This window comes from Clostridioides sp. ZZV15-6597, from assembly GCF_020657815.1.
Taxonomy (GTDB): Bacteria; Bacillota; Clostridia; order Peptostreptococcales; family Peptostreptococcaceae; genus Clostridioides.
The window spans coordinates 1-21,799 of record NZ_JAGWCT010000035.1; the positions used below are offsets into that span (position 1 = coordinate 1).

Below are 21,799 nucleotides of genomic sequence, written 5' to 3' on the forward strand. Positions count from 1 at the left end.
AAAATGGAGTTTGAAAAAGGAAGTATTTCAATTCATACAGAAAATATTTTTCCTATAATTAAAAAATGGTTATATTCTGATAAGGACATATTTATAAGAGAGCTTATCAGTAATGCATGTGATGCAGTAAGTAAATACAAAAGACTTGTATCATTAGGAGAAATATCAGAAAATAATCCATCAGATTATAAAATTACTGTATCTGTAAATAAGGGTGAGGGTACACTTAAATTTATTGATAATGGAATAGGTATGACTGAGGAAGAAATAAAAAAATACATAAACCAAGTTGCCTTTTCAGGTGCAGAAGATTTCTTTAATAAATATAAGGATAAAATGGAAGAGTCAAATGACATAATAGGTCATTTTGGGTTAGGGTTTTATTCTGCATTTATGGTGTCTAAAAAAGTACAAATAGATACACTTTCATATGTGGAAGGAGCAACTCCTGTAAGATGGATATCTGAAGGTGGTACAGAATATGAAATATCTGAATCAGATAGTAGACATGACAGAGGAACTACTATAACACTATTTATTGATGATGATAGTAAGGAATTTTTAGATGAATTTACTGTAAGAGGAGTAATAAATAAATACTGTTCTTTCCTACCAGTAGAGATATATTTAGAAGATGTTGAAAGATTAGAAAGAGAAGCTAAGGAAGCTGAAGAAAAAGCTAAAAAGCAAAAAGAAGATGGAAAAGAAGAAGAAGTTATAGATGCAAAGGTAATTGAACCCTTAAATGATACTAATCCTTTATGGCTTAAATCTCCAAAGGATTGTACTGATGATGAGTATAAAGAGTTTTATAGAAAAGTATTCAATGTATTTGATGAACCTTTATTTTGGATACATCTAAATGTTGATTATCCTTTCAATTTAAAGGGTATACTTTATTTCCCTAAATTAAAAAATGAATTTGAATTGACAGAAGGAAAAGTAAAATTATATAACAATCAGGTCTTTGTAGCTGACAACATAAAAGAAGTTATACCAGAGTTTTTACTTTTATTAAAAGGTGTAATAGACTGCCCAGATTTACCACTAAATGTATCAAGAAGCTTTTTACAAAATGATAGAGATGTAAGTAAAATTTCTAAACATATAATTAAAAAAGTAGCAGATAAGTTAAAATCTCTTTGTAAAAATCAAAGGGAAGAATATAACAAGTTCTGGGATGATATACAAATATTTATTAAATATGGTTGTTTAAAAGATGATAGCTTCTATGAAAAGGTGAAAGAATGTATATTATTTAAAACTATTGATGACGAGTATATAACACTTCAAGATTACTTAGAAAAATGTAAAGAAAAACATGAAAATAAAGTATTCTATGTAAGTGATAAAGAGCAACAATCACAATATATTAAACTATTTAAGGACTATGACCTAAATGCTGTGGTATTAAATTCATCAATAGACACTCATTTTATTTCATTTATGGAATACAAAGAAAATGGTGTTAAATTTAACAGGATAGATGCAGACCTTTCTGATGTATTAAAAGACAAAAATGAAAATAAAGATAGTGAAGAAAATAAAGAAGAGATAGCCAAGATAGAAGGATTATTTAAAGAAGCTGTTGGAGAAAGAGTAAAAAATTATTCTGTAGAAGGATTAAAAAACGAAGAAACTCCAGCTATGATTTTAGTATCTGAACAATCTATTAGAATGGCAGAAATGCAGTCAAGATTTGCTGGAATGGATTTAGGAATGAGTTTTGAGGAAGAAAAGACTCTTGTAATAAATGAAAACAGCCCGATTATCAAAAAATTAGTTTCTCTTAAAAATGATGAAGAAAAGAAAGATAAAGTAGCACTTATATGTAATCAAATAGCTGATTTAGCTTTACTTTCTAATAAAGAATTAAAGCCAGGAGAATTAGATTCATTTGTACAAAGAAGTAATAAACTTATGAATATGTTAATAGAACTATAGACTTAAAATATAGAAAAATAAAGTTTTAAAAATTTGTAAAATAGAACAATGAGAAGAGTTATCTTAAGATGATTGAAATTATCTTTAGGTAACTCTTTTTTGTTTTTATAATTTTTAGTTAAGTTTTAAACAGTTAACTGTACTTTAACAAGAAATATATTTGATTAAATAGAGTTAACTTGATATGAAAGAAGATAATACATATAATTAAGTAAAAGATTATTTTATAAATTATGTTTCAATACATAATTACACTTTTATTAAAAAATAAAGTCGTTACTAAAGTAGAAAAATAGGAGGTTTTAGCATGAATTTTAATTATAGTTTGCCAGTAAATATTTTATTTGGAAGAGGGAGAATTAATGATGTAGGTATAGAAGTATCCAAATATGGTAAAAAAGTATTAATTGTAACTGGTAAAAACAGTACAAAGAAAACAGGGTTACTTGATAAGACAATAGATTTGCTAAAAGGTGCTAAAGTAGAATATGAAGTTTTTGATAGAGTAGAGCAAAATCCTCTTATAACTACTATATATGCAGGAGTAGAAGCTATAAAAGAAACTGGTTGTGATTGTGTTTTAGGCCTTGGTGGAGGAAGTATAATGGATGCAGCTAAAAGTATAGCTTTTTCTTATAAAAATCCAGGAGATTTGAATGATTACATATTTGGAATTAAACAAGGTGAAGAAGCCCTACCTATAGTTTTAGTCCCAACAACATCAGGCACAGGTAGTGAAGGGAATTGTTTTGCAGTGCTTACAAATTCAGATACTAAAGATAAAAAATCTATAAAAAAGAATAGCATGTATGCAAAAGCCTCAATAATTGACCCAGAGCTTATGGTAACAATGCCAAAACATATAATTGCATCAGTTGGATTTGATGCACTTGCTCACAACATAGAAGCATATCTTTCGAATGGAAGAAATCCTCTTGCAGATGTACAGGCTATCTATGGGATTGAACTTATATCAGAAAGCTTAGTAAATGTATACAATAATTCTGATAATTTAGAAGCTTGGGAGAGAATAACACTTGCAAGTACTATTGGTGGGATGACAATTGGTACAGCTGGAACAACTCTTCAACATGGTATGGAGCACCCTGTAAGTGGTCTTAGAGATGTAATGCATGGAAAAGGACTTGCAGCTTTAACTCCAACCATTATAGAAAGTTCATGGGATAGTGATATTGAAAGGTTTGGAAATATATCAAAAATATTGGGCGGAACTTGTGCAGAAGACTGTTCAGATGCAATCAAAAATTTCCTTAAAAAGATAGATTTAGATATAAAACTAAGTGACCTAGGTATTGTAAAATCAGATATTGATTGGTTAACTGATAATTGTATGAAAATATCTGCTGCAAATATTAAGAGACATCCAAAGACTTTTAATAAGGAACAAATAAGAGAAATGTACTATAAATCTTTGTAAATTAGATTTATAGATTAAATTTTAGATAAAAATTGGTTGTGTTGGTTGTTATAAGTAAATAAACTTATAATTAGTTAATGCAAAAAAATAAATTTATCTCAAATGTTTATTTTACTTTCTGATAAATAAAGGAACTTAAAAAAGGGAAGATTAACTAAGTAATATTTTATAAAAATCTTCATTTTAAAAACTTTAAGTAGAGGTGAGATAAATGTTTAATCCTAAAAGAATAATATTTGAAAAAGGTACCCTAGATACAAATATTGGGAAAAACATATACGATAAATTTAAGGATAAAAAAGATGTAGAAATAATTAATATATCATCAAATAGGATTAAGGAACATATCCCAGGAGAAAATCTATATGAACAGTATAGAAATGGAAAACAAACCATGGTAGTTGGGATTAGAAAAAGTCTAAAGTTTCAAACATGTAAACCTTCTGCTAACTATCAATTGCCACTTGTCAGTGGGTGTATGGGAAGATGTGAATATTGTTATCTAAATACACAGTTAGGTGATAAGCCATTTATAAGAGTGTTTGTAAATGTAGATGAAATACTTGAACAAACAAAGAAATATATTGAAGATAGAAAACCACAGGTAACTATATTTGAAGGAGCAGCTACATCAGACCCTGTTCCAGTAGAACCATATACTAATTCACTGAAAAAGACAATAGAGTTTTTTGGAAAAGAAGAAAAGGGAAGATTTAGATTTGTTACTAAATACAGTGATATAGATAGCTTGTTGGATGCTGAGCATAATAATCATACAGAGATAAGATTTAGCATAAATACACCTAGAATTATAGATGGGCATGAACATTATACAGCTTCTGCAAATAAAAGAATAGAATCAGCCGTAAAACTTGCAAAAGCTGGATATCAGATTGGATTTATAATAGCTCCTGTGTTTTTATATGAAGGTTGGAAAGAGGAATATAGAAGTCTGATTAGAAGCATAAAAGAAGCTCTTCCAAAAGATTTTGATAGAAAAATTATATTTGAAGTTATATCACATAGATATACAACTAAAGCAAAGAATAGAATATTAGAAATTTATCCAGACACATTATTGCCAATGGAAAATGATAATAGAAAGTTTAAATATGGTCAATTTGGATATGGAAAATATGTATATACTAAAGAGCAATTAGATGATATGAAAGAGTTCTTTCATAAGGAAATCAATGAAGTATTTAAAAATAGCTTAATAAAATATATAATATAGCAAATCTTATCTAAAGATTTGCTATATTTTATTTTTATATATTCTATGTTTATAATAAAGTGATAGGATTTAGTACTGTCATATGAGAAAATAAAAAAGGCACTGTCTATCAAGACCATTTTTTTAAGTTTTGATAATATAAAAATATAGGATTAATAAAAATATCAGGAGGAGTTATGATATGCATGCATGGGAATCTATTCAAATTACATTAGATTTAATAGAGGCAAACTTATCAGAAGAAATATCAATCAATGAATTAGCAAATAAAGCAAATTTATCACCATTTTACTATCAAAGACTATTTAAAAGATTAGTAAATAAGACTGTAATGGAGTATATAAAACTTCGTCGTCTTGCAAAAGCTTCTGAATACTTAGTAGAACATAAGAATCGTATACTTGATGTAGCTTTAAATTTTGGATTTGATAGCCATGAAACATTTACACGTTCCTTTAAAAAAGCATATGGATTAACTCCAGAAAAGTATAGAGCAAATCCAGTAAAACTCAATCAATTTGTTAAGCCAGAGTTAATTTTAAATTATGTCATGGTGGATGAAGGTGTACCATTGATTACAGATGGTATAGTAATTGAAGTAAATCGTAAAAAATTAAGTAAACCAAGAACTTTTGTTGGCCTTGAAGGAGAAATACCTATTTGCCAACTAATGGGTGGCGAAACAACAGGCATTGCAATAGCAAAGGAATTATGGATGAAATTTGGTAGCCAAAAAAATAATATACCAAATCAAATTCCAGGTGGAAATGATTTTGGTGCTCTTTATATGGGTAATGCAAAAGAAGGAAATTGTATTTATATGGCAGGAGTAGAAGTAGAGCCAGGTACATCAGTAGAAGGATATAGTTCTTTTGAGTTACCTGCTAGAGAGTATTTAGTATGTGGGTTTGAAGCAGAAAATTTTGATGAGTTAGTTGACTCAGCTGTTTTTAAAGCTGACAAATTTATGGAAAGATGGATGAAGAAACATAATCTAACAACAACTGATTTTGCAATTGAAATGTATTATCCATCTACATCTGAAGTAGCATATCTGGAACATTGGATTGTTCCAGTTCCTATTAAATAGGGGAAAGGGTGGTAAATATGGATTGGCAAGATACATTTTTCCAAGATAATAAACCAACACTTGAACAAATTAAAGAATTTATTAATAGTCCATTATGGGACAAGCTAAATAGTGTGTTAAGTTCAACCTATAATGTGGAACCAAAACTTGAGTATAGTAAATGTTCAATGCAAAGAGGTTGGAATGTAAAATACAAAAAAAGAGGAAAGTCATTATGTACTTTATATCCTCAAGAAGGTTCTTTCAAAGCTTTAGTCATTGTAAATGAAAGTAATAGAGTAGAAGTTGACTTATTTATTAATACTTGTTGTGATTATATAAAACAATTGTACAATGAGATAAAATTTTTTAATGGAAGTAAGTGGTTAATGATTCAAATAGATAGTATGTCGACATTAAATGACACACTTGAGCTTATTAAATTTAGAGTTTAATATATAAAACAGGGTGACTTATATACTCATCCTGTTTTTATATATTAACTTTTAATAGCTTGTATGAATTTGAGAAGCTTTTGTATTTCAATTTTTCATGATATTATATAACTTATGTTTATCAATTATTATTGAAATTGATTTGAGATAGAGTTTAAATATATACTTTTTCCTTTATCAGTAAGAAACATAAAAATAATGCTCCATAAACAGTTTAGAGTGTTTTTTATACTATCATGTTCATCAAGTTCTTTAGTGCCAACGGGTTTATATATAAGTATTGTTAAAATACATTCAATAATATTTTCTATCTGATTAGGAATTGTACATTCTTGAATTAAATTAGAATTTTGTAAATTAAGAAAACTTTCTTTCAAGAATTCTTTAAGTTCTTTTATGAAGTCAAGTTGAAATTTATATATTTTAGGGCTTATTTGAGATAGTTGGTCATAGTGCTTAAAATAATATGCATTTTCATTTTGAATACTCAATGAATTTAAAAATAGCTCATTTAAATCTTTTAAGGACTCAGGGATATCTATTTTCTTATAATTTTTATGTTTGTATGCAACTACTTCCTCAATTAAATCTTCCTTTTTTTTAAAATAATATGTTAAGTTCCCAACACTCATTCCTAAAGCATCAGCAACATTTCTCATAGATACATTATTGTAGCCATATTCATTAAATAAATCACGAGCTTTAATTAAAATATCCACTTTTGTTTGTTTTGCCATATTGAATCCTCCAATAAAAATTTATAATAACTTTTATTTGACATTTTAGTACATTAGTACTACAATGTCAAATATAGTACAAATGTACTAAAAATATTTAAGTCATTCTGGGATAGATAAATTAAAGATTTTGGTTTTATATTATAAATCTAAAATCTATAAAGACTAAGATATTATTTACATAAAAGTTGATGAAGAGGAAAAAGTATTTTATATTATCCTATGCTTTGATTAATCTTGTATTACTTTAAAAGTACATTAAATTTAATATTGGGAGGTTATAAAATGAAATATAAAAATAATAATTTTGAACTTTATAAACTTGGACTAGGTTGTGGAGGAATGATAAAGCTTGATAATAAATCTGAAAATATAGCTACAATTCATGAAGCTTTAGATAGTGGTATAAATATGTTAAATACAGCTGACTTTTATGGTGCAGGGCAAAGTGAAATGATAATAGGTGAAGCTCTTAAAGGCAGAAAAAGAGATGATGCTTTTGTATCTGTAAAAACTGGAGCTCTTGTTGCACCTAATGGTCAAATGTATGGTCTTGATGTTAATCCTTTTAACATAAAAAGTCATGTAGCTCAAACTCTTAAGAGATTAAATTTAGATTACATAGACCTTTATCAAACAGCTAGAATAGATTTAGCTATACCTGTAGAGGAAACTATTGGAGCTATTTCTGACCTAGTAAAAGAAGGGTATATAAAGTATATAGGCATCACTCAAGTTGATGATGAAACTTTAAGAAGAGCTAATAAAGTTCATCCGATAAGCCTTATAGAATCTGAATATTCTCTTTTCAATAGAGAAATAGAAAAAAATATATTACCAACTGCTAGAGAATTAGAGATAGGGGTTGTTGCTTTTGGTGCTCTTGCTCATGGACTTTTAAGTGGAGTTTGGTCAAAAGCTAATGGTCAAAGATATAACTCTATGATACCTTTGTTTTTTGATGAAAATATAGACAAAAACCTTGGACTAGTAGAAAATATAAGAGAAATAGCAAATGAAAAAGAAACTACTATTCCACAAATAGCTCTTGCATGGGTATTATCAAAAGGAGATGATATCATAACTTTAGTTGGGGCATCAAGAAGAGTGACACTAAGGGATTCCTTAAAAGCCAAAGATATTAAACTAAGTGATGAAGACATTAGAAGAATAGAAAATGCTATAAATGAGAATGAAATTTTAGGTGCAAGTTTTCCTAACATGAAATTTAAGAATGGTAAAGTAGTTAAATAAGTTCTCATAAGCCACCCTTTAAAAGAGTGGCTTTTTACATTCCATTAAATAATCCAATAAACAAACTATAGTATAAGTTATTCAGCAAATATCAATTTAAGTTATTTTTCTGCATTCCCTACAGTTAAGTCCACATGTGTTTTTTTCCTGCATATTGATAGCACCCCAATTAGCAAATTGTCGCAAAATAGGTACAATACTTTTACCCTTATCCGTTAATGTATATTCAACTTTTGGAGGAATTTCATTGTATTGTTTGCGATGAACAATACCATCAGACTCTAAATCTTTTAATGATTGAGCTAGCATAGTATTTGTAATTCCATCTAGTTTTCTTTTTATACTACTATACCTAATTGGATTATCAACTGCTAACATACATATAATAGGTAATTTCCATTTTCCACCAACAATATCTAATGCATAACGTATTGGACAAGTTAATTCTTCATCATTTTCAGTTATATTATTTTTATTATCTAAACTCATTTTAATTCACTCCTCAATTTCAATAGTATCTTTTTTATACTTTATCAGAAAAAACTGCATACTTGTTTTTTTCTTATTTTATATTAAAATTATATCAAAGGATAATCCTTAATACAACTATTTAAAAGGGGTGTAATAATTATGAAAGCATTAGATTTTTTAAACAAAGCAGGAGTTTATTATTTAGCAACAATTGATGAAAGTAATCAAGCACATGTACGTCCTCTTGGATTCGTTATGGAGTACGATGGAAAACTGACATTTTGTACATCTAACCAAAAAAATATGTTTAAGCAACTTATTTTTAATCCAAAGGTTGAAATTTGCTGTATCGACCAAAAATTTAATACCTTACGTATTTTAGGTGAAGCAGTATTTGTTACATCAAAAGAAACACAAGCTAAAGCACTTGAAATAATGCCAAGCCTAAGTAAAATGTACTCTGTAGGAGATGGCAAATTTGAAATATTCTCTATTGATAATGCAAAAATTAGTTGCTGTTCAATGAGTGGTAAAAAAGTTGATATAGAACTTTAATTATAGCTGAATCAACATTCATGATGAAAGTTAAGAAAATGTTACTACTAATATATTAGAAATTTAAACCTAAAGACAATAAAAAGATTTTTAAGCAGTAAATGTGTAAAAATTTTTAGTTATTAGATTTATATTCCAACAATTACATATTGTTTTGAATAATTTCATAACAAAAATAAGAATAATTAAAGTTTATTTTATGATGGAGTGTAATTCCTTTTAAAAATATTTTAACTGTAAATGATTGCAAGTAATTTTTATTTAATATGAAGAAAATATGATGATTATAAAAAATTATTACTTATTATTTATATATTTTTGTATATAAATAATAAGTAGCATGACTTTATAAATTAATAGTGATAGAATATAAATTAATAGATAAGATATAATTTTAAAAAGAGTGATATAAAGTGAGTAAATATAGTTCTTTGTGGGAATATGTTGAGAAAAATGGTACTTCATCATTTAAATTAACTTTTGAAGAAATAAAAAATATTGCTGGAATAGAGATAGATCATTCTTTTTTGAAATATAAAAAAGAATTAAATGAATATGGATATCAAGTTGGAAAAATTTCTTTAAAAGAGAAGACGATTATTTTTAATAAAATTGATTAAGGTGTTAATAATTACATAGAATAAGATAGTTTGTATTGACTATCATATATAACTAAAAATAAAGTAAGTCTTATAATAAGACTTACTTTATTTTTAGTTGATGATTTTTTAGTTTTATACCATAAGGTATAAAATTGTACCTATTAAAAAAGTTATAATTTCTATTACTGTCATTCTAAGTATGTTATATATTTTAATTTGGCTATTTATTTTGATTTTATATAATGCAAAAATCTTCTAAGGTTTTCACTTTTAACATTTAAATAATAAATATATAAACACTGGATGCAATATTAAGTGTAATTAAAGAATAGTTTGTTTTATTTATTGAAATCTTTTTATTTTAAATTATATAAATAAAATATAGAGTTCTATACATTCTCTAATATTTTATGATTACATGAAGATTTACTCAAAGTAAAATAAATCTTCAAATTTTTTATCTAGAGCAATACATAAAATAAGTGCTAACTTTGCTGTTGGATTAAACTGACCTGTTTCTATTGAACTAATTGTATTTCTTGATACTCCAACCATTTCTGCCAGTTGGCTTTGGGATAATTTTTTCTCTGTTCTTGCTATTTTTAAGCGATTTTTTAATATCAATTCTTCATTCATATGCTTACCTCAATGATGATAAAATAAAATTTGTCAATGAGAAGATTGTCAGAATTAAGAAACCAAAAGCAAAAACTAAATTCTTTTTCTCATGTGTAAATTGGTATTTTGCTATATTTTCAGCAAATCCAAATGTCCAAAATAAAGCAGATACTGCATCACTTTTTTGCCCAATAAAGGTGTTAAATATTACAATAAAGCAGAATACACATGTGAAAATTGAATACCCTACTTTTCTACCCTTATTTTCAATATACTCTAATCCTTCATCTTTATTAGATTGACGACTTTTACTTAAAATTTCTTCTTTATTCATATAAGACACCTCCTATTTAGATGCCAAGTTTACTTGGTATTTTCATTATATCATGCCAAGTCTACTTGTCAATATATTTGACAACAAAACTTGGCATAAATTCACCAGATTTATCTCTTTAAAATATATTTCAAACTCTGCTTTGTAGAACAGCTGAGTTTAATACTTTATAATTGAAATATAATTACTTTTAACTTGAAAGGAGTTTAATATATGAATTTAGGAGACAAGATTATAAAACTAAGAAAGAAATATAATTATTATCAAGAATTGTTGGCTGAAAGACTAAATGTATCTAGGCAAACTATTAGTAAGTGGGAATTAGGAGTATAACCTAGTTAAAGATAAAAAACAATGTATGCATACCTGCTTGCTAAACCAATAATGAAATTAAACAAACAAGTAGAAGAACTTTATAAGAAGTACATATGGTTAAGAAATCAATATGATGAATTTCAGTATGAGCACCAACAGCAAAGTAATGTACTTGAATCTAAATTTAAAAATGTAAGATTCTCTAAAAAACTATCAAAGAATATTAATTATGAATTGCGCATTCTAATGTATCAATAGTGAGGTAAAATAGTAGTGGGACTAATAAATTATGATTTAATCTTATCTAATGAAGATATTGAAATATCAGATAGAGATATGGAAAAAGTTATTAAACAAATGAGCATATGAAATATAATATTAATCTTTTATTTGAAGGAAATGAATCATTTGATGCTATAAAAGATAATCCAAGATTTAAAGAACTTATAAAGAGAATAAAAGAATTCAAATTAATTTAGAGTAAAGTCTATACAATAGATTTGTAATAGTAAATAATTACTTGTGATATAGATGAAGAATTTTAATTTACACTATAAATATTCACTTAAGGTACTATACTAAAACATTAATAGTATAGTACCTTTTTTGTAAATACATAAAAAGTAGACAAATATGTAAATTATAGTCTATTTGTAGTTAATATGAGATTGGCATTTTCAATAGGATAATATTCCAAGGTATATTTTTCTTCAGCGGGGAAGTACCTATTTTCCTATTTACATTTTATATCTTCTAAATTACCTATATATCTATCATTTTCTTTATAATATTTTATCTCCATTTTTTACAGGAACTAAAATTTCATTTAGTAAATAATCATATCTCCATTGGATATTGTAATAATAATACCACTCTTCTTTAGAATTATTATACCTAATAAACTTAGGATGTATAAAATAATAAATGCGTAAGATGTAAGAAGGATAATTCAAATTTTGCAATTGTAATTTTAGTGAATTAGCAAGTGTACTTTTACCTGACCCTCCTAAACCGTCAATACCAATAATATATATTTTATTAGAAATATCCTCATTTCATATAGTATAAATAGTATTAAGATTTTTATAAGAGTTAAAGCAAGCATGTATTATTACTCAAATATTTGTATAATCAACATCTAGTAATTTACCTTTTTGGTGAAAATGATTAATAAGTTTTTTAGGATAATTCATTATTAATTCATCTGGAAAATTAATTTCTTTTAAGATATTCTCAGAATACTCATAGTTACCTATATCAAAACAAATGTGAGCATCTGAAGTTAGTATGATTTTAGCACCATATTTTTTGCAAAGTGTAGCAATATACTTACAATTATCCGAGCTACCATTTCTTGACACGCCTTTGATAGAACAATTATTTATTTCTATTAAGATATTCTTTTCCATGGCTAATTTAATGATTAATTCATAGTCGATTGGGTAGTTTGGGTTTCCAAGGTGGCCTAATATTTCAATATTATCATGCTTATTTATTGCATTTATTAAGGCTTTAGTATTATTCTCTAATGTATTTGGTGAAAAAACGGCTTCGTGAAATGACAAGATAAGATAATCCAATCGAGGAATGACAAAGGACTCTAGATCTATGTTTCCTTCAGTGTCTAGTATATTTGCTTCACATCCTCTTAAGATTATAATGTTATTTATGATTCTTGGGATATTTTGAATGTTGTGAAAGTACCATTTGTGGGGAGAACCAGGCATCTTAGGACCATGTTCAGATGTACCTAGTATCTTAATTCCATTTTCTTTACAATAATTAATATTTTCTAACAAAGTACTATAGCCATGACCACTGACTATAGAGTGGGTGTGTAAATCTGATAAAAAATTCATATAAATTCCTCCTCTATAAAAGATGAGGGTAACGTAATTTATATTATAAAACGAATAGGAAATAAAATCAATAGTTACACAATTAGACAAAAATATTAAAATATTGTAGAATTAAGCTTAATAATAAATATTTAACAGTATTACTGCTTATATGGGAGGTTAACTATGATACAAAAGAAGCTATCAAGGAAAGAAAAAGTTTTAATTTGCTTGAAAAGGTTAACAGAAGAACACTTGAATCTTAATAATGGCATTAGATTTGGATTTGATGCAGAGTATATTGCTACTGAAGTAGGTATAAATAGAAGTAATGCTAGTAAGGAATTAAATCAATTAATAAAGGAAAGTATTATTATAAAGATAAAGGGAAAACCTGTTCAGTACTTATATAAAGAAAGTATTGAGAGTATTTTAGGAAAGAAACTAAATAAAGGGATATTTGATAATATTAACTCTATAAACGAATATAGTGAAAATGATGCTATCAAAGATGAGTATATTGTAGAGGGTATAAAAAAAGAGAACAATATTTTTAATTTAGTAGGATGTGATGGAAGTTTAAAGTCCCAAATAGAGCAAGCTAAAGCAGCAGTAATATATCCACCTAAGGGGTTGAGTACATTAATAATAGGACCTACAGGAGTTGGTAAATCTATATTTGCAGAATATATGTATAAGTATAGTTTAACTATAAAAGAAGATAGTGATAATGCACCATTTATCATATTTAACTGTGCTGATTATTCTGATAATCAGCAATTATTATTAGCACAGCTTTTTGGATATGTAAAAGGAGCATTTACTGGAGCTGATAAAGATAAGTATGGTATTGTACATGAAGCTAATAATGGAATATTGTTTTTAGATGAAGTTCATAGGTTATCTGCAGAGGGACAAGAAATGCTATTTCTGCTTATGGATAAGGGTATATATAGAAGGTTAGGAGAGGCTAATAAGGTACATGAGTGTAGGATTATGATAATTGCAGCTACTACAGAGGATCCAGAGATAGCAATGTTGGAAACGTTTTTAAGAAGAATACCTGTAACTATAAAGATTCCGTCTTTAGAGGAAAGAGGTTTTCAAGAGAGAATGAAGCTTATATGTTATTTTTTTAAAGAAGAAAGTATTAGGATTGGTGTTAAGTTAAAGGTTTCAAAAGAAGTTATTAAGGCATTTATTTTATATAAGTGTAAGGGAAATATAGGACAATTAAAAAGCGACATACAATTAATTTGTGCAAGAGCTTTTTTAGATTATATGACCTATAAAAGGGAATGTGTATATGTAAGACTCTCTCTTCTACCAAACAATATTAGGGAATCATTATATGGAAATAATAGAAAAGAGGAGTTTGTACAAAACTTCAGTTTTATTGGGAAAGATGATATTATTTTTTTACCAGAAGGAAAGAATTTTGAAAGTGAAAATTTATTAATAGAAAATAAAAAATATGATTTAGATTTCTATGGAATGATAAAAGAAACTTGGAATAAACTTCAACAAGAAGGTATTAAAGAGTCACAAATTAGAAGCGTTATAGATGAAGATATACAGAAGTATTCCTATAATTTAATGAATACTTTTATATATAATAGTAGTAATCAAACAGCTTATAACAATATTGTTAATGATTCAATTGCAACTACTGTGAAGCATATTTTACAAAATCATGATAAATGGAGCAAAAGAGAAGGATTAGATAAATTAATAAAAGCTATAGCCTTACATATTCAGAATTTAATTGAAAGAATAAAGATTGGGAACATAGTAAAGCATCCTAATAAAGATGAAATTATGAAAGAAAGAGCATATGAATATAACATAGCAAAAGAAATATTATCTAACGTGTCGTTAATGTATGGAGTTGAGTTTCCAGAAGATGAAGCAATTTTTTTAGCAACGTTTCTTTATTTATCTTATGTGGGATTAAATGAGGAGAGTATAGCAATATTAGTTATAATGCATGGTGAATCTACGGCATCTAGCATGGTGAATGTAGCTAATACTTTACTGGATTGTAAGCATGCAGTGGCAATCAATATGGGATTAGAGGATAGAGTTCAGGATATTTTAGTCCAAGCTGTAGAAATAGCCAATGAAATTGACAAAGGAAAGGGAATTTTAATTCTAACTGATATGGGATCTATTTTAACATTTGCTAAAGTTATTCATGATGCTACTGGAAAAGAAGTAAAAGCAATAGATATGGTAAGTACACCTATTGTAATAGAAGCAACTAGAAAGGCCCTAACTCCGGAAATGACATTAGAGAAATTATATTTTAATATTATAGACTCTATAAAGAAACATTATGGAGATATGGAAATTACATATGCTGAAAAAGATAATGGTGGTAGATATTTTGATAGATTACTAATTGATAATATTAGTAAAACTTTGACTTTTTTAAATGGGGAAAAGGCTTATTTTATATTAAAAGAAGTAATTAATAGAATTAGCGAACATTATTCTTTAGTAATTCAAGATGAGCTTTTAGTAAAGTTTATATTTCATTGTTCATGTATGATTGAAAGAGTAATAATAAAAGAGTCTTTAGTTTATAAATCATATGAAGAAAGAATTAGTAGAAGTAAAGCATTATATTTAGTTATAAAAGAAAGTTTTAAGCTTGTAGAAGAGACATTCGATATAATTATTTCAGATATGGAATATGCAAATATATTAGATATATTTGAATCACAATATGATACAGATAAATTCAAAAGTTGATACAAAATTTAAAAATAGCCAAAAGGCTATCTTTTTTTTACTTCTTTTTGATACAGATTTGATACAGGTTTGAAAAAGATTTTGATACATATTGAAAGAGTAAGTTTTTTTTATAAATTAAGTAAAAAGATTTGATTAAATCCTGTAAAATGGCCATTTGTTATTGATACACATAAGTTGGCACGGCAATTGCTTATATAAAAAGTGACAAGAAAAGTGAGGTGAGATTGGTGATTGGGATAATAGTTATGACTCATGGGAGTTTTAGTGAAGAAATTATAAAAAGCTGTGAACTTATTGCAGGACCAGCAGAAAGAACAGCAGCAATTAAACTAAATAGGAATGATAATATTGAAGACTTAAATAGAAATTTTGTAGAAAAGTTAAATGAATTAGATGAAGGTGACGGAGTTTTAGTATTAGCTGACCTATTAGGAGGTTCACCAAGTAATGTTGCAAGTTTAAACCTTAAAAAAGGTGGAAAGTTTCATGCACTTACTGGAGTAAATCTTCCAATGCTACTTGAAGCTTTAATTAATAGAGAGGGAAAAAGTTTAGAAGAGTTAGCAGAGACATGCATTGAAGCGGGGAAAACTGGTATAAACCATATTAATAAAGTTCTTAGCTCAATGTAATAGAAAAAGGAGTTCGATTAAAAATGTCTTTAGTAAAATATTGCAGATGTGATGATAGATTAATACATGGTCAAGTGATATATAAATGGGTTAAGCATCTAGGTGTTAAAAAAATAGTAGTAGTAGATGATGAAACAACCAATGATGTAATTGCTAAAGGTTTGATAAAAATGGCAGCACCAAAGAATATTGATTTATCAATATTAACTGTAAGTGAATCAAGGAGGTATTTTTATAATAAGCAAGCTGATGATAACGTTTTTGTATTAATTAAAAACTTAGATACTGCAAATAGAATGAGAGAAGAAGGAATTGATATTAAAAAACTTATTATTGGAAGAATACCTACAGGGATAGGAAAAAAGAAAATATCTCAAAATGTATACATTAATAAAAAAGAGTTTCTTTTAATAGATGAATTTATTAAAAAAAATATTAATGTATCAATTCAAATGGTACCTGATGAGGAAGAAGTAGAATTAAATCAAAGTATTAATCGCTATAAAGGAGAGTTTGTTTAGCAATGAATAAATATAAGGTAATCATACTCTGCCATGGAACGTGGGGAAAGGTATTAGTAGAAGAAGCAAATAAAAATTTTGGATTGTCAAATCAATACGAAGTTTTATCACTAAGCTCTGAAAAAGATATTTCTGTATTCATGAAAGAGGTTGAAGAAGTAGTAGATAAAGAGGATGTGAAAATTATAATATCAGATCTGTATGGGGGATCTACGTCAAGTGTTGCAATAGCTGTTGCTATAAGAAGAGGGATAGATGCAATAAATGGACTTAGCTTACAGACAATTTTAATCGTAGATGAAGAATTAAGCAAAGAAGATAAAGTACATACATTACCAGAAAGAATCGTCAAAAAAAATAATAACCTTTGTGTGGATTTAATTAAAGAATTTAAAAAAATATAAATTATGAGGTGGATATAATGGCAAAAATAACATTAGTAAGAGTAGATCACAGATTAATTCATGGACAAGTTATAACAAAATGGGTGAAAATCGCTCAAGCTCAAAAAATAGTAATAGTTGATGACTTCTTAGGTCAAGATGAATTTATGGCTGATGTATATAGAATGGCAGCGCCATCAGGAGTAGAAGTAGCTATTTTAACAGCAGAAGATGCAGGACAAGCATTCCAAAACAATATTTTAGGAGATAAAAATATATTTATTCTATTTAAGAACGTTGATATGGCAAATAAGGCGTATAAGGCTGGACTTAAATATGAAAAGATTCAATTAGGAGGTATTCCAAATGAAGCAGGAAAGAAGATGGTATTTACAGCTGTTTCATTAGGAAGTGAAGATGTAGAACAACTAAATGAACTTAATGAAGATGGGGTTGAAATAGTTCTACAAGTTATACCAGAGGAATCATCTATGACATATGAAAATGCCTTAAAGAAGTTTAAATAAAAATTATAAATTAGGAGGAATTATAAATGGAATCTGTTTTGATGTTGGCAATTGTAACAGGATTATGGTATTGGTTTGCAGCAGGTCTTGCAGGGTATACCCTTTTCTCAACACTAAAGTCCCCTTTATTTATAGGTTTTAGCCTTGGATTGCTTTGGGGTGATGTAACAACCGGTATGATTGTTGGTGCAAGTATAGAAATGGTTTATCTAGGAATGGTAGCAGCAGGAGGAAATATCCCATCAGATAAATGTTTAGCTGCTCTTATTGCAATACCAGTAGCACTCCAAACTGGTGTTAATGCAGAAGTTGCAGTATCTATTGCGGTACCTTTAGGTGTTATAGGAGTATTAGTTAATAACTTAAGAAGAACTGGTAATGCTGTATTAGTTCATAAGGCAGATAAGTATGCCGAAGAAGGTAATACAAAAGGTATCTGGAGATGTGCAACACTTTATTCTTTAATATTTGGGTTTGTTTTAAGATTTCCAATAGTTTTTGTATGTAACTTTTTTGGAGCAGATTTAGTTCAATCATTATTAGATGTTATACCACAATGGTTAATGAATGGATTAACAGTAATGGGTGGTATATTACCTGCATTAGGTTTTGCAACAACAATATTTACTATAGGTAAAAATAAATTCTTACCAATGTTTATTATAGGATTTTTTATGGTTCAATATTTTGAAATATCAATTACTGCAGCTGCAATATTTGGTGTTTGTATAGCTCTTTTAGTTACATTTATGAAAGAAGATAAAAGGGTGGGTGAAGTATAATGCAAGAAATAAAAAATAAAGAAGCTAAAGATGAGCAAGGTACAACTGAAGTTAATAAGATAAGAGTACTTACGAAGAAAGATGTAACAAAAACATATCTAAGATGGTGGTGGACAGCAGAATTATCTAACTCTTTTGAAAGAATGCAAGCATTAGCAGTTTGTGCAAGTTTCACTCCGGCTTTAGAAAAGTTATATAAGAAAAAAGAAGATTTAATAGATGCGTTAAAGAGGCACTTACAATTTTTTAATACTCAAGCTATATGGGGAGGGTTAATTCATGGTACAGTTTTAGCTATGGAAGAAGAGAAAGCTACTGAAGGAAAAATCCCAGGAGAAGTTATTTCAGGTGTTAAGAATGGGCTTATGGGACCTTTGGCTGGAATTGGAGATACTTTAGATTTTGGTACATTTCAAACAATATTCTTAGCTTTAGGTGCTTCGTTTGGAGCAGAAGGAAGTGTTATAGGTGCATTTTTCCCAATAATGTTTAGTATATTACTATTTTGCGAAGGTTATTACTTATTCCATTTAGGATATTCTTTAGGTAGAGATTCAATTAAGAAAATTCTATCAGGTGGTATTGTCAATAAGATAATTGATGGTGCTTCAATTCTAGGAATGTTTATGATGGGAGCATTATCTGCAACTACAGTTAAGCTTTCAACTCCATTATCATTTGATATTGGTGGTAAAGCAATTGTTGTTCAAGATACATTAAACATGATTGCTCCAGGTTTATTACCACTTGGTGTTGTATTCTTCGTGTATTGGGGAATGAAATACAAGAAGTGGACAATAACTAAGTTATTAGTAATTTTAGTTGTAGTAGCATTAGTAGGATCATTCATTGGAATATTCTAATTTACAATGGTTAAAATATAGAATTTAATTTTAGGAGGAGAAAGAAATGTCAGAAAAAATGTATACAGAAAAGGAATATTTAGAAGGAATTAGAGGAGCAACAGGAGAAAGAGCAGTATGGTTCTATCTTCTTATGAAAGAAGCTGAAAAATTAGGAGTTAATCAAGATGATATATGTAAAGAAGCAATATATGGATTTGGTAAAATGAGAGGTCAAAAATATAGCGTAGCAGATACTCCAGGAAAAATGGCAGAAATGTTATATAACAGTAAAGGACAAAAAGTTTTTGAAATGGAATTAGTAGAAAATACAGATGAGAATGGAGTTTTAAAATTCCATCACTGTCCATTAGATGCTGCTTGGAAAGAATATGGATTAACTAAAGAAGAAAGAAAAGAAATTTGTAGATTAGCTTGCTACGGTGATTATGGAAGAGTTGATTGTGCACAAGGTGTTAGATTAGAGTTTGCTCAAAAATGTGCTCATGATGATGAAGTTTGCGAATTAGTATTCACAAGAAAATAGTTTTTAATGCTAAAAGCCTGTTCTTTAAGGACAGGCTTTAAAAAGACAGAAAGTAGGTTGATTTATGGATATAAGCAGAAGTGTAGATAATAGTTTAAATAGAACAGTGGAATTCCTAAAAGAATTAATAAAAATTGATACACAACAAGGTGAACCTATTTCACAATGTCCTTTTGGTATAGGACCTAAAAAATCTTTAGAGAAAACTTTAGATTACTGTGCTAGTTTGGGTTTTAGCGTTAAAAATATTGATAATTATATTGGATATGCAGAAATTGGGGAAGGAGAAGAATTAATAGGAATTCCAATGCATTTAGATGTAGTTCCACCAGGAGATGGGTGGAGTGTAGAACCATTTTCGGGAGCAGTAATTGACAATATTATTTATGGAAGAGGTGCCATAGATAATAAGGGGGCTGTATCTATGCTTATACATGTATTGAAAAACATAGAGGATACGTATCCTACAATTAATAAAAGAATAAGATTAATTTTTGGTACAAATGAGGAAACAGGTATGGAGTGTATCAAATATTATTTAGATAAAGGTGAAGAAATTCCAAGTATGGGATTTACTCCAGATGCTATGTATCCAGTGGTTAATGGAGAAAAAGGAAGAGTTCATATAAGGATAGAAAAAGAGATTAAAGTTGATAAAGGTAAACCTTACATAATAGTAAGGGGAGGAACTAAAGAAAATGTTGTTCCATCTTATTGTACTGCAAAAATTATTAATGGAATTATTTCAGAGTTAACTACTAAAGGAGTAGCTGTGCATGCAAGTAATCCTGAAAAGGGAGAAAATGCTATATCTAAAATGATAATAAAGATAGTTGAAGATAATATGGATTTTCAGTATAGAGAAGATATAGAATTAGTTTCAAAATACCTTTGTAGTGACTATTATGGAGATGCATTGGGAATTAATCAATATGATGAGGTATTCAAAAGCACTACTTTAAATTTAGGAATATTAAAAGTGAATGAGGAAAAAATCATATGTGAGATAGATATAAGGTATGGTAAAAATATAGTTTTAAACAATATAATAGATAGATTCAAAAAGTTTTTTTGTAATGGTTGGAAAATAAAGGTTATTGCTCATAAAGACTTACATTATGTGGATGAGAGTAATTTAGTACTTAAAAAGTTATTAGAAGCCTATGAAGAAGTAACAGATGAAAATGGATATACAATTGCTATGGGTGGTGGCACATATGCAAGTTGGTTTAAAGATATGGTGGCGTTTGGACCTAAGTTCTTAGAGTATAAAACTGGTGGTCATGGAGCAGATGAAAGAGTACCAATAGAGCATATACGAAAGAATATGGAGATATATACCTTGGCTTTAATAAAACTATTAGAATTGTAAAAGGAGAAGAGATCTTATGTGCAAATATATAGATATCTTAAAAAGAGAGATAAAACAAATTCAACTTTATTTAAGTGCAAACATAATTAAGAATGCATTAGGGATAGGTATACCTGGAACTGGGAAAATAGGAATAGAAATAGCAGCTACACTTGGTGGAGCAGGTATTGCAGAGGCTACAGGAGCTTGTTGTGGAATGACATATTTACAAGGGGGGACGTTGGAAAATATAAAGAGAGCAATTAATAACATGTTAGCTGATTTATCAGGATTAATTTGTGATAGAGCAAAAACAAGCTGTGTATTAAAGATAGCTACTGCAACTATACAATGTTCAACATCATCAAATACTATTCCATCATCTAAAGATGGAATAGTATTTGATGATGTTGAAGAGACAATAAAGAGTATAGCAAAGTTAGTAAAAGAAGGACTTGCAAATACTGATAACAAGGAGGCAAAAGATACATAGAAAATTGTTAATAAAGTACGAAATCTCTTGTATTTATACAGGGTACAGCGATTTTTATAGGTGTGACATGAAATTATGACATTTCACATAAATTAGAAGT

Annotated in this window: 25 protein-coding genes; 20 read left to right on the forward strand and 5 right to left on the reverse strand. The window is 28.1% G+C overall.

Annotated elements, in window-relative coordinates:
* The first annotated feature begins 3 nt into the window (after nucleotides 1-3).
* The 5 genes from htpG (at nucleotide 4) to KGF52_RS09735 (ending at nucleotide 6,140) form a co-directional block, all read left to right on the forward strand.
* Nucleotides 4-1,944 (forward strand): molecular chaperone HtpG, encoded by a 1,941-nt coding sequence (gene htpG, locus KGF52_RS09715; protein ID WP_227840062.1) that lies wholly within the window; start codon nucleotides 4-6, stop codon nucleotides 1,942-1,944.
* A 307-nt stretch (nucleotides 1,945-2,251) separates the two neighbouring features.
* Entirely contained in the window at nucleotides 2,252-3,382 is a 1,131-nt protein-coding gene (locus tag KGF52_RS09720) for an iron-containing alcohol dehydrogenase (protein ID WP_227840032.1), read from the forward strand.
* 211 nt (nucleotides 3,383-3,593) lie between these two features.
* Nucleotides 3,594-4,616, forward strand: coding sequence for a spore photoproduct lyase (gene splB, locus KGF52_RS09725; RefSeq protein WP_227840033.1), 1,023 nt, complete (start codon nucleotides 3,594-3,596; stop codon nucleotides 4,614-4,616).
* Between the two features lie 181 nt (nucleotides 4,617-4,797).
* Complete coding sequence (locus KGF52_RS09730; RefSeq protein WP_227840034.1) at nucleotides 4,798-5,706, forward strand: AraC family transcriptional regulator; 909 nt, start codon at nucleotides 4,798-4,800, stop codon at nucleotides 5,704-5,706.
* Between the two features lie 17 nt (nucleotides 5,707-5,723).
* Entirely contained in the window at nucleotides 5,724-6,140 is a 417-nt protein-coding gene (locus tag KGF52_RS09735) for a DUF3788 domain-containing protein (protein ID WP_227827745.1), read from the forward strand.
* A gap of 128 nt (nucleotides 6,141-6,268) precedes the next feature.
* Here KGF52_RS09735 and KGF52_RS09740 read toward each other — a convergent pair whose 3' ends face one another.
* Nucleotides 6,269-6,877 (reverse strand): TetR/AcrR family transcriptional regulator, encoded by a 609-nt coding sequence (locus tag KGF52_RS09740; RefSeq protein WP_227840035.1) that lies wholly within the window; start codon nucleotides 6,875-6,877, stop codon nucleotides 6,269-6,271.
* Between the two features lie 285 nt (nucleotides 6,878-7,162).
* On the opposite strand from KGF52_RS09740, the gene KGF52_RS09745 reads away from it, so the two are divergent.
* On the forward strand, nucleotides 7,163-8,131 hold the full coding sequence (locus tag KGF52_RS09745; RefSeq protein WP_227840036.1) for an aldo/keto reductase: 969 nt from the start codon (nucleotides 7,163-7,165) through the stop codon (nucleotides 8,129-8,131).
* Nucleotides 8,132-8,227: 96 nt separating this feature from the next.
* Here the strand turns inward: KGF52_RS09745 and KGF52_RS09750 are convergent, their stop codons facing one another.
* Nucleotides 8,228-8,620: a winged helix-turn-helix transcriptional regulator gene (locus KGF52_RS09750; protein ID WP_227827742.1), complete on the reverse strand. Its 393-nt coding sequence runs from the start codon at nucleotides 8,618-8,620 to the stop codon at nucleotides 8,228-8,230.
* Between the two features lie 141 nt (nucleotides 8,621-8,761).
* Here KGF52_RS09750 and KGF52_RS09755 point away from each other — a divergent pair, with 141 nt between their 5' ends.
* Nucleotides 8,762-9,157 carry a pyridoxamine 5'-phosphate oxidase family protein gene (locus tag KGF52_RS09755; protein WP_227840037.1) on the forward strand — a complete coding sequence of 132 codons (396 nt, stop codon included), beginning with the start codon at nucleotides 8,762-8,764 and terminating at the stop codon, nucleotides 9,155-9,157.
* 413 nt (nucleotides 9,158-9,570) lie between these two features.
* Nucleotides 9,571-9,777, forward strand: a complete 207-nt coding sequence (locus KGF52_RS09760) for a hypothetical protein (protein ID WP_227840038.1) — start codon at nucleotides 9,571-9,573, stop codon at nucleotides 9,775-9,777.
* Between the two features lie 408 nt (nucleotides 9,778-10,185).
* Here the strand turns inward: KGF52_RS09760 and KGF52_RS09765 are convergent, their stop codons facing one another.
* The gene (locus tag KGF52_RS09765) at nucleotides 10,186-10,395 is read right to left on the reverse strand and encodes a helix-turn-helix transcriptional regulator (RefSeq protein WP_227827739.1); all 210 of its coding nucleotides are present in this window, start codon (nucleotides 10,393-10,395) and stop codon (nucleotides 10,186-10,188) included.
* A gap of 4 nt (nucleotides 10,396-10,399) precedes the next feature.
* Complete coding sequence (locus KGF52_RS09770) at nucleotides 10,400-10,711, reverse strand: DUF6442 family protein (protein ID WP_227840039.1); 312 nt, start codon at nucleotides 10,709-10,711, stop codon at nucleotides 10,400-10,402.
* Between the two features lie 213 nt (nucleotides 10,712-10,924).
* On the opposite strand from KGF52_RS09770, the gene KGF52_RS09775 reads away from it, so the two are divergent.
* Together KGF52_RS09775 and KGF52_RS09780 are read left to right on the forward strand one after the other, a co-directional pair.
* Nucleotides 10,925-11,044 (forward strand): helix-turn-helix transcriptional regulator, encoded by a 120-nt coding sequence (locus tag KGF52_RS09775; RefSeq protein ID WP_227827737.1) that lies wholly within the window; start codon nucleotides 10,925-10,927, stop codon nucleotides 11,042-11,044.
* 21 nt (nucleotides 11,045-11,065) lie between these two features.
* Complete coding sequence (locus KGF52_RS09780) at nucleotides 11,066-11,284, forward strand: hypothetical protein (protein WP_227827736.1); 219 nt, start codon at nucleotides 11,066-11,068, stop codon at nucleotides 11,282-11,284.
* An 857-nt stretch (nucleotides 11,285-12,141) separates the two neighbouring features.
* On the opposite strand, the gene KGF52_RS09785 is transcribed toward KGF52_RS09780, so the two are convergent.
* Complete coding sequence (locus tag KGF52_RS09785; RefSeq protein ID WP_227840040.1) at nucleotides 12,142-12,885, reverse strand: PHP domain-containing protein; 744 nt, start codon at nucleotides 12,883-12,885, stop codon at nucleotides 12,142-12,144.
* Between the two features lie 165 nt (nucleotides 12,886-13,050).
* Between KGF52_RS09785 and KGF52_RS09790 the strand changes: the two genes are divergently transcribed.
* The 10 genes from KGF52_RS09790 (at nucleotide 13,051) to KGF52_RS09835 (ending at nucleotide 21,699) form a co-directional block, all read left to right on the forward strand.
* Nucleotides 13,051-15,618, forward strand: coding sequence for a sigma 54-interacting transcriptional regulator (locus KGF52_RS09790; protein WP_227840041.1), 2,568 nt, complete (start codon nucleotides 13,051-13,053; stop codon nucleotides 15,616-15,618).
* Nucleotides 15,619-15,848: 230 nt separating this feature from the next.
* Entirely contained in the window at nucleotides 15,849-16,253 is a 405-nt protein-coding gene (locus KGF52_RS09795) for a PTS sugar transporter subunit IIA (RefSeq protein ID WP_227827732.1), read from the forward strand.
* A gap of 23 nt (nucleotides 16,254-16,276) precedes the next feature.
* Entirely contained in the window at nucleotides 16,277-16,774 is a 498-nt protein-coding gene (locus tag KGF52_RS09800) for a PTS sugar transporter subunit IIB (RefSeq protein ID WP_227840042.1), read from the forward strand.
* Nucleotides 16,775-16,776: 2 nt separating this feature from the next.
* Nucleotides 16,777-17,178: a PTS sugar transporter subunit IIA gene (locus KGF52_RS09805; protein ID WP_227827730.1), complete on the forward strand. Its 402-nt coding sequence runs from the start codon at nucleotides 16,777-16,779 to the stop codon at nucleotides 17,176-17,178.
* A 17-nt stretch (nucleotides 17,179-17,195) separates the two neighbouring features.
* Nucleotides 17,196-17,684, forward strand: a complete 489-nt coding sequence (locus tag KGF52_RS09810; RefSeq protein ID WP_227840043.1) for a PTS sugar transporter subunit IIB — start codon at nucleotides 17,196-17,198, stop codon at nucleotides 17,682-17,684.
* A gap of 26 nt (nucleotides 17,685-17,710) precedes the next feature.
* Nucleotides 17,711-18,466, forward strand: coding sequence for a PTS mannose/fructose/sorbose/N-acetylgalactosamine transporter subunit IIC (locus tag KGF52_RS09815; protein WP_227827728.1), 756 nt, complete (start codon nucleotides 17,711-17,713; stop codon nucleotides 18,464-18,466).
* Entirely contained in the window at nucleotides 18,466-19,329 is an 864-nt protein-coding gene (locus KGF52_RS09820; protein WP_227827727.1) for a PTS system mannose/fructose/sorbose family transporter subunit IID, read from the forward strand. Before KGF52_RS09815 ends, KGF52_RS09820 begins: the two co-directional genes overlap by 1 nt.
* A gap of 46 nt (nucleotides 19,330-19,375) precedes the next feature.
* Entirely contained in the window at nucleotides 19,376-19,855 is a 480-nt protein-coding gene (locus KGF52_RS09825) for an L-2-amino-thiazoline-4-carboxylic acid hydrolase (RefSeq protein ID WP_227840044.1), read from the forward strand.
* A 64-nt stretch (nucleotides 19,856-19,919) separates the two neighbouring features.
* Nucleotides 19,920-21,227: a M20 family metallopeptidase gene (locus KGF52_RS09830; RefSeq protein WP_227840045.1), complete on the forward strand. Its 1,308-nt coding sequence runs from the start codon at nucleotides 19,920-19,922 to the stop codon at nucleotides 21,225-21,227.
* Nucleotides 21,228-21,243: 16 nt separating this feature from the next.
* Entirely contained in the window at nucleotides 21,244-21,699 is a 456-nt protein-coding gene (locus KGF52_RS09835; RefSeq protein WP_227840046.1) for an L-serine ammonia-lyase, iron-sulfur-dependent, subunit alpha, read from the forward strand.
* Nucleotides 21,700-21,799: the final 100 nt, after the last annotated feature.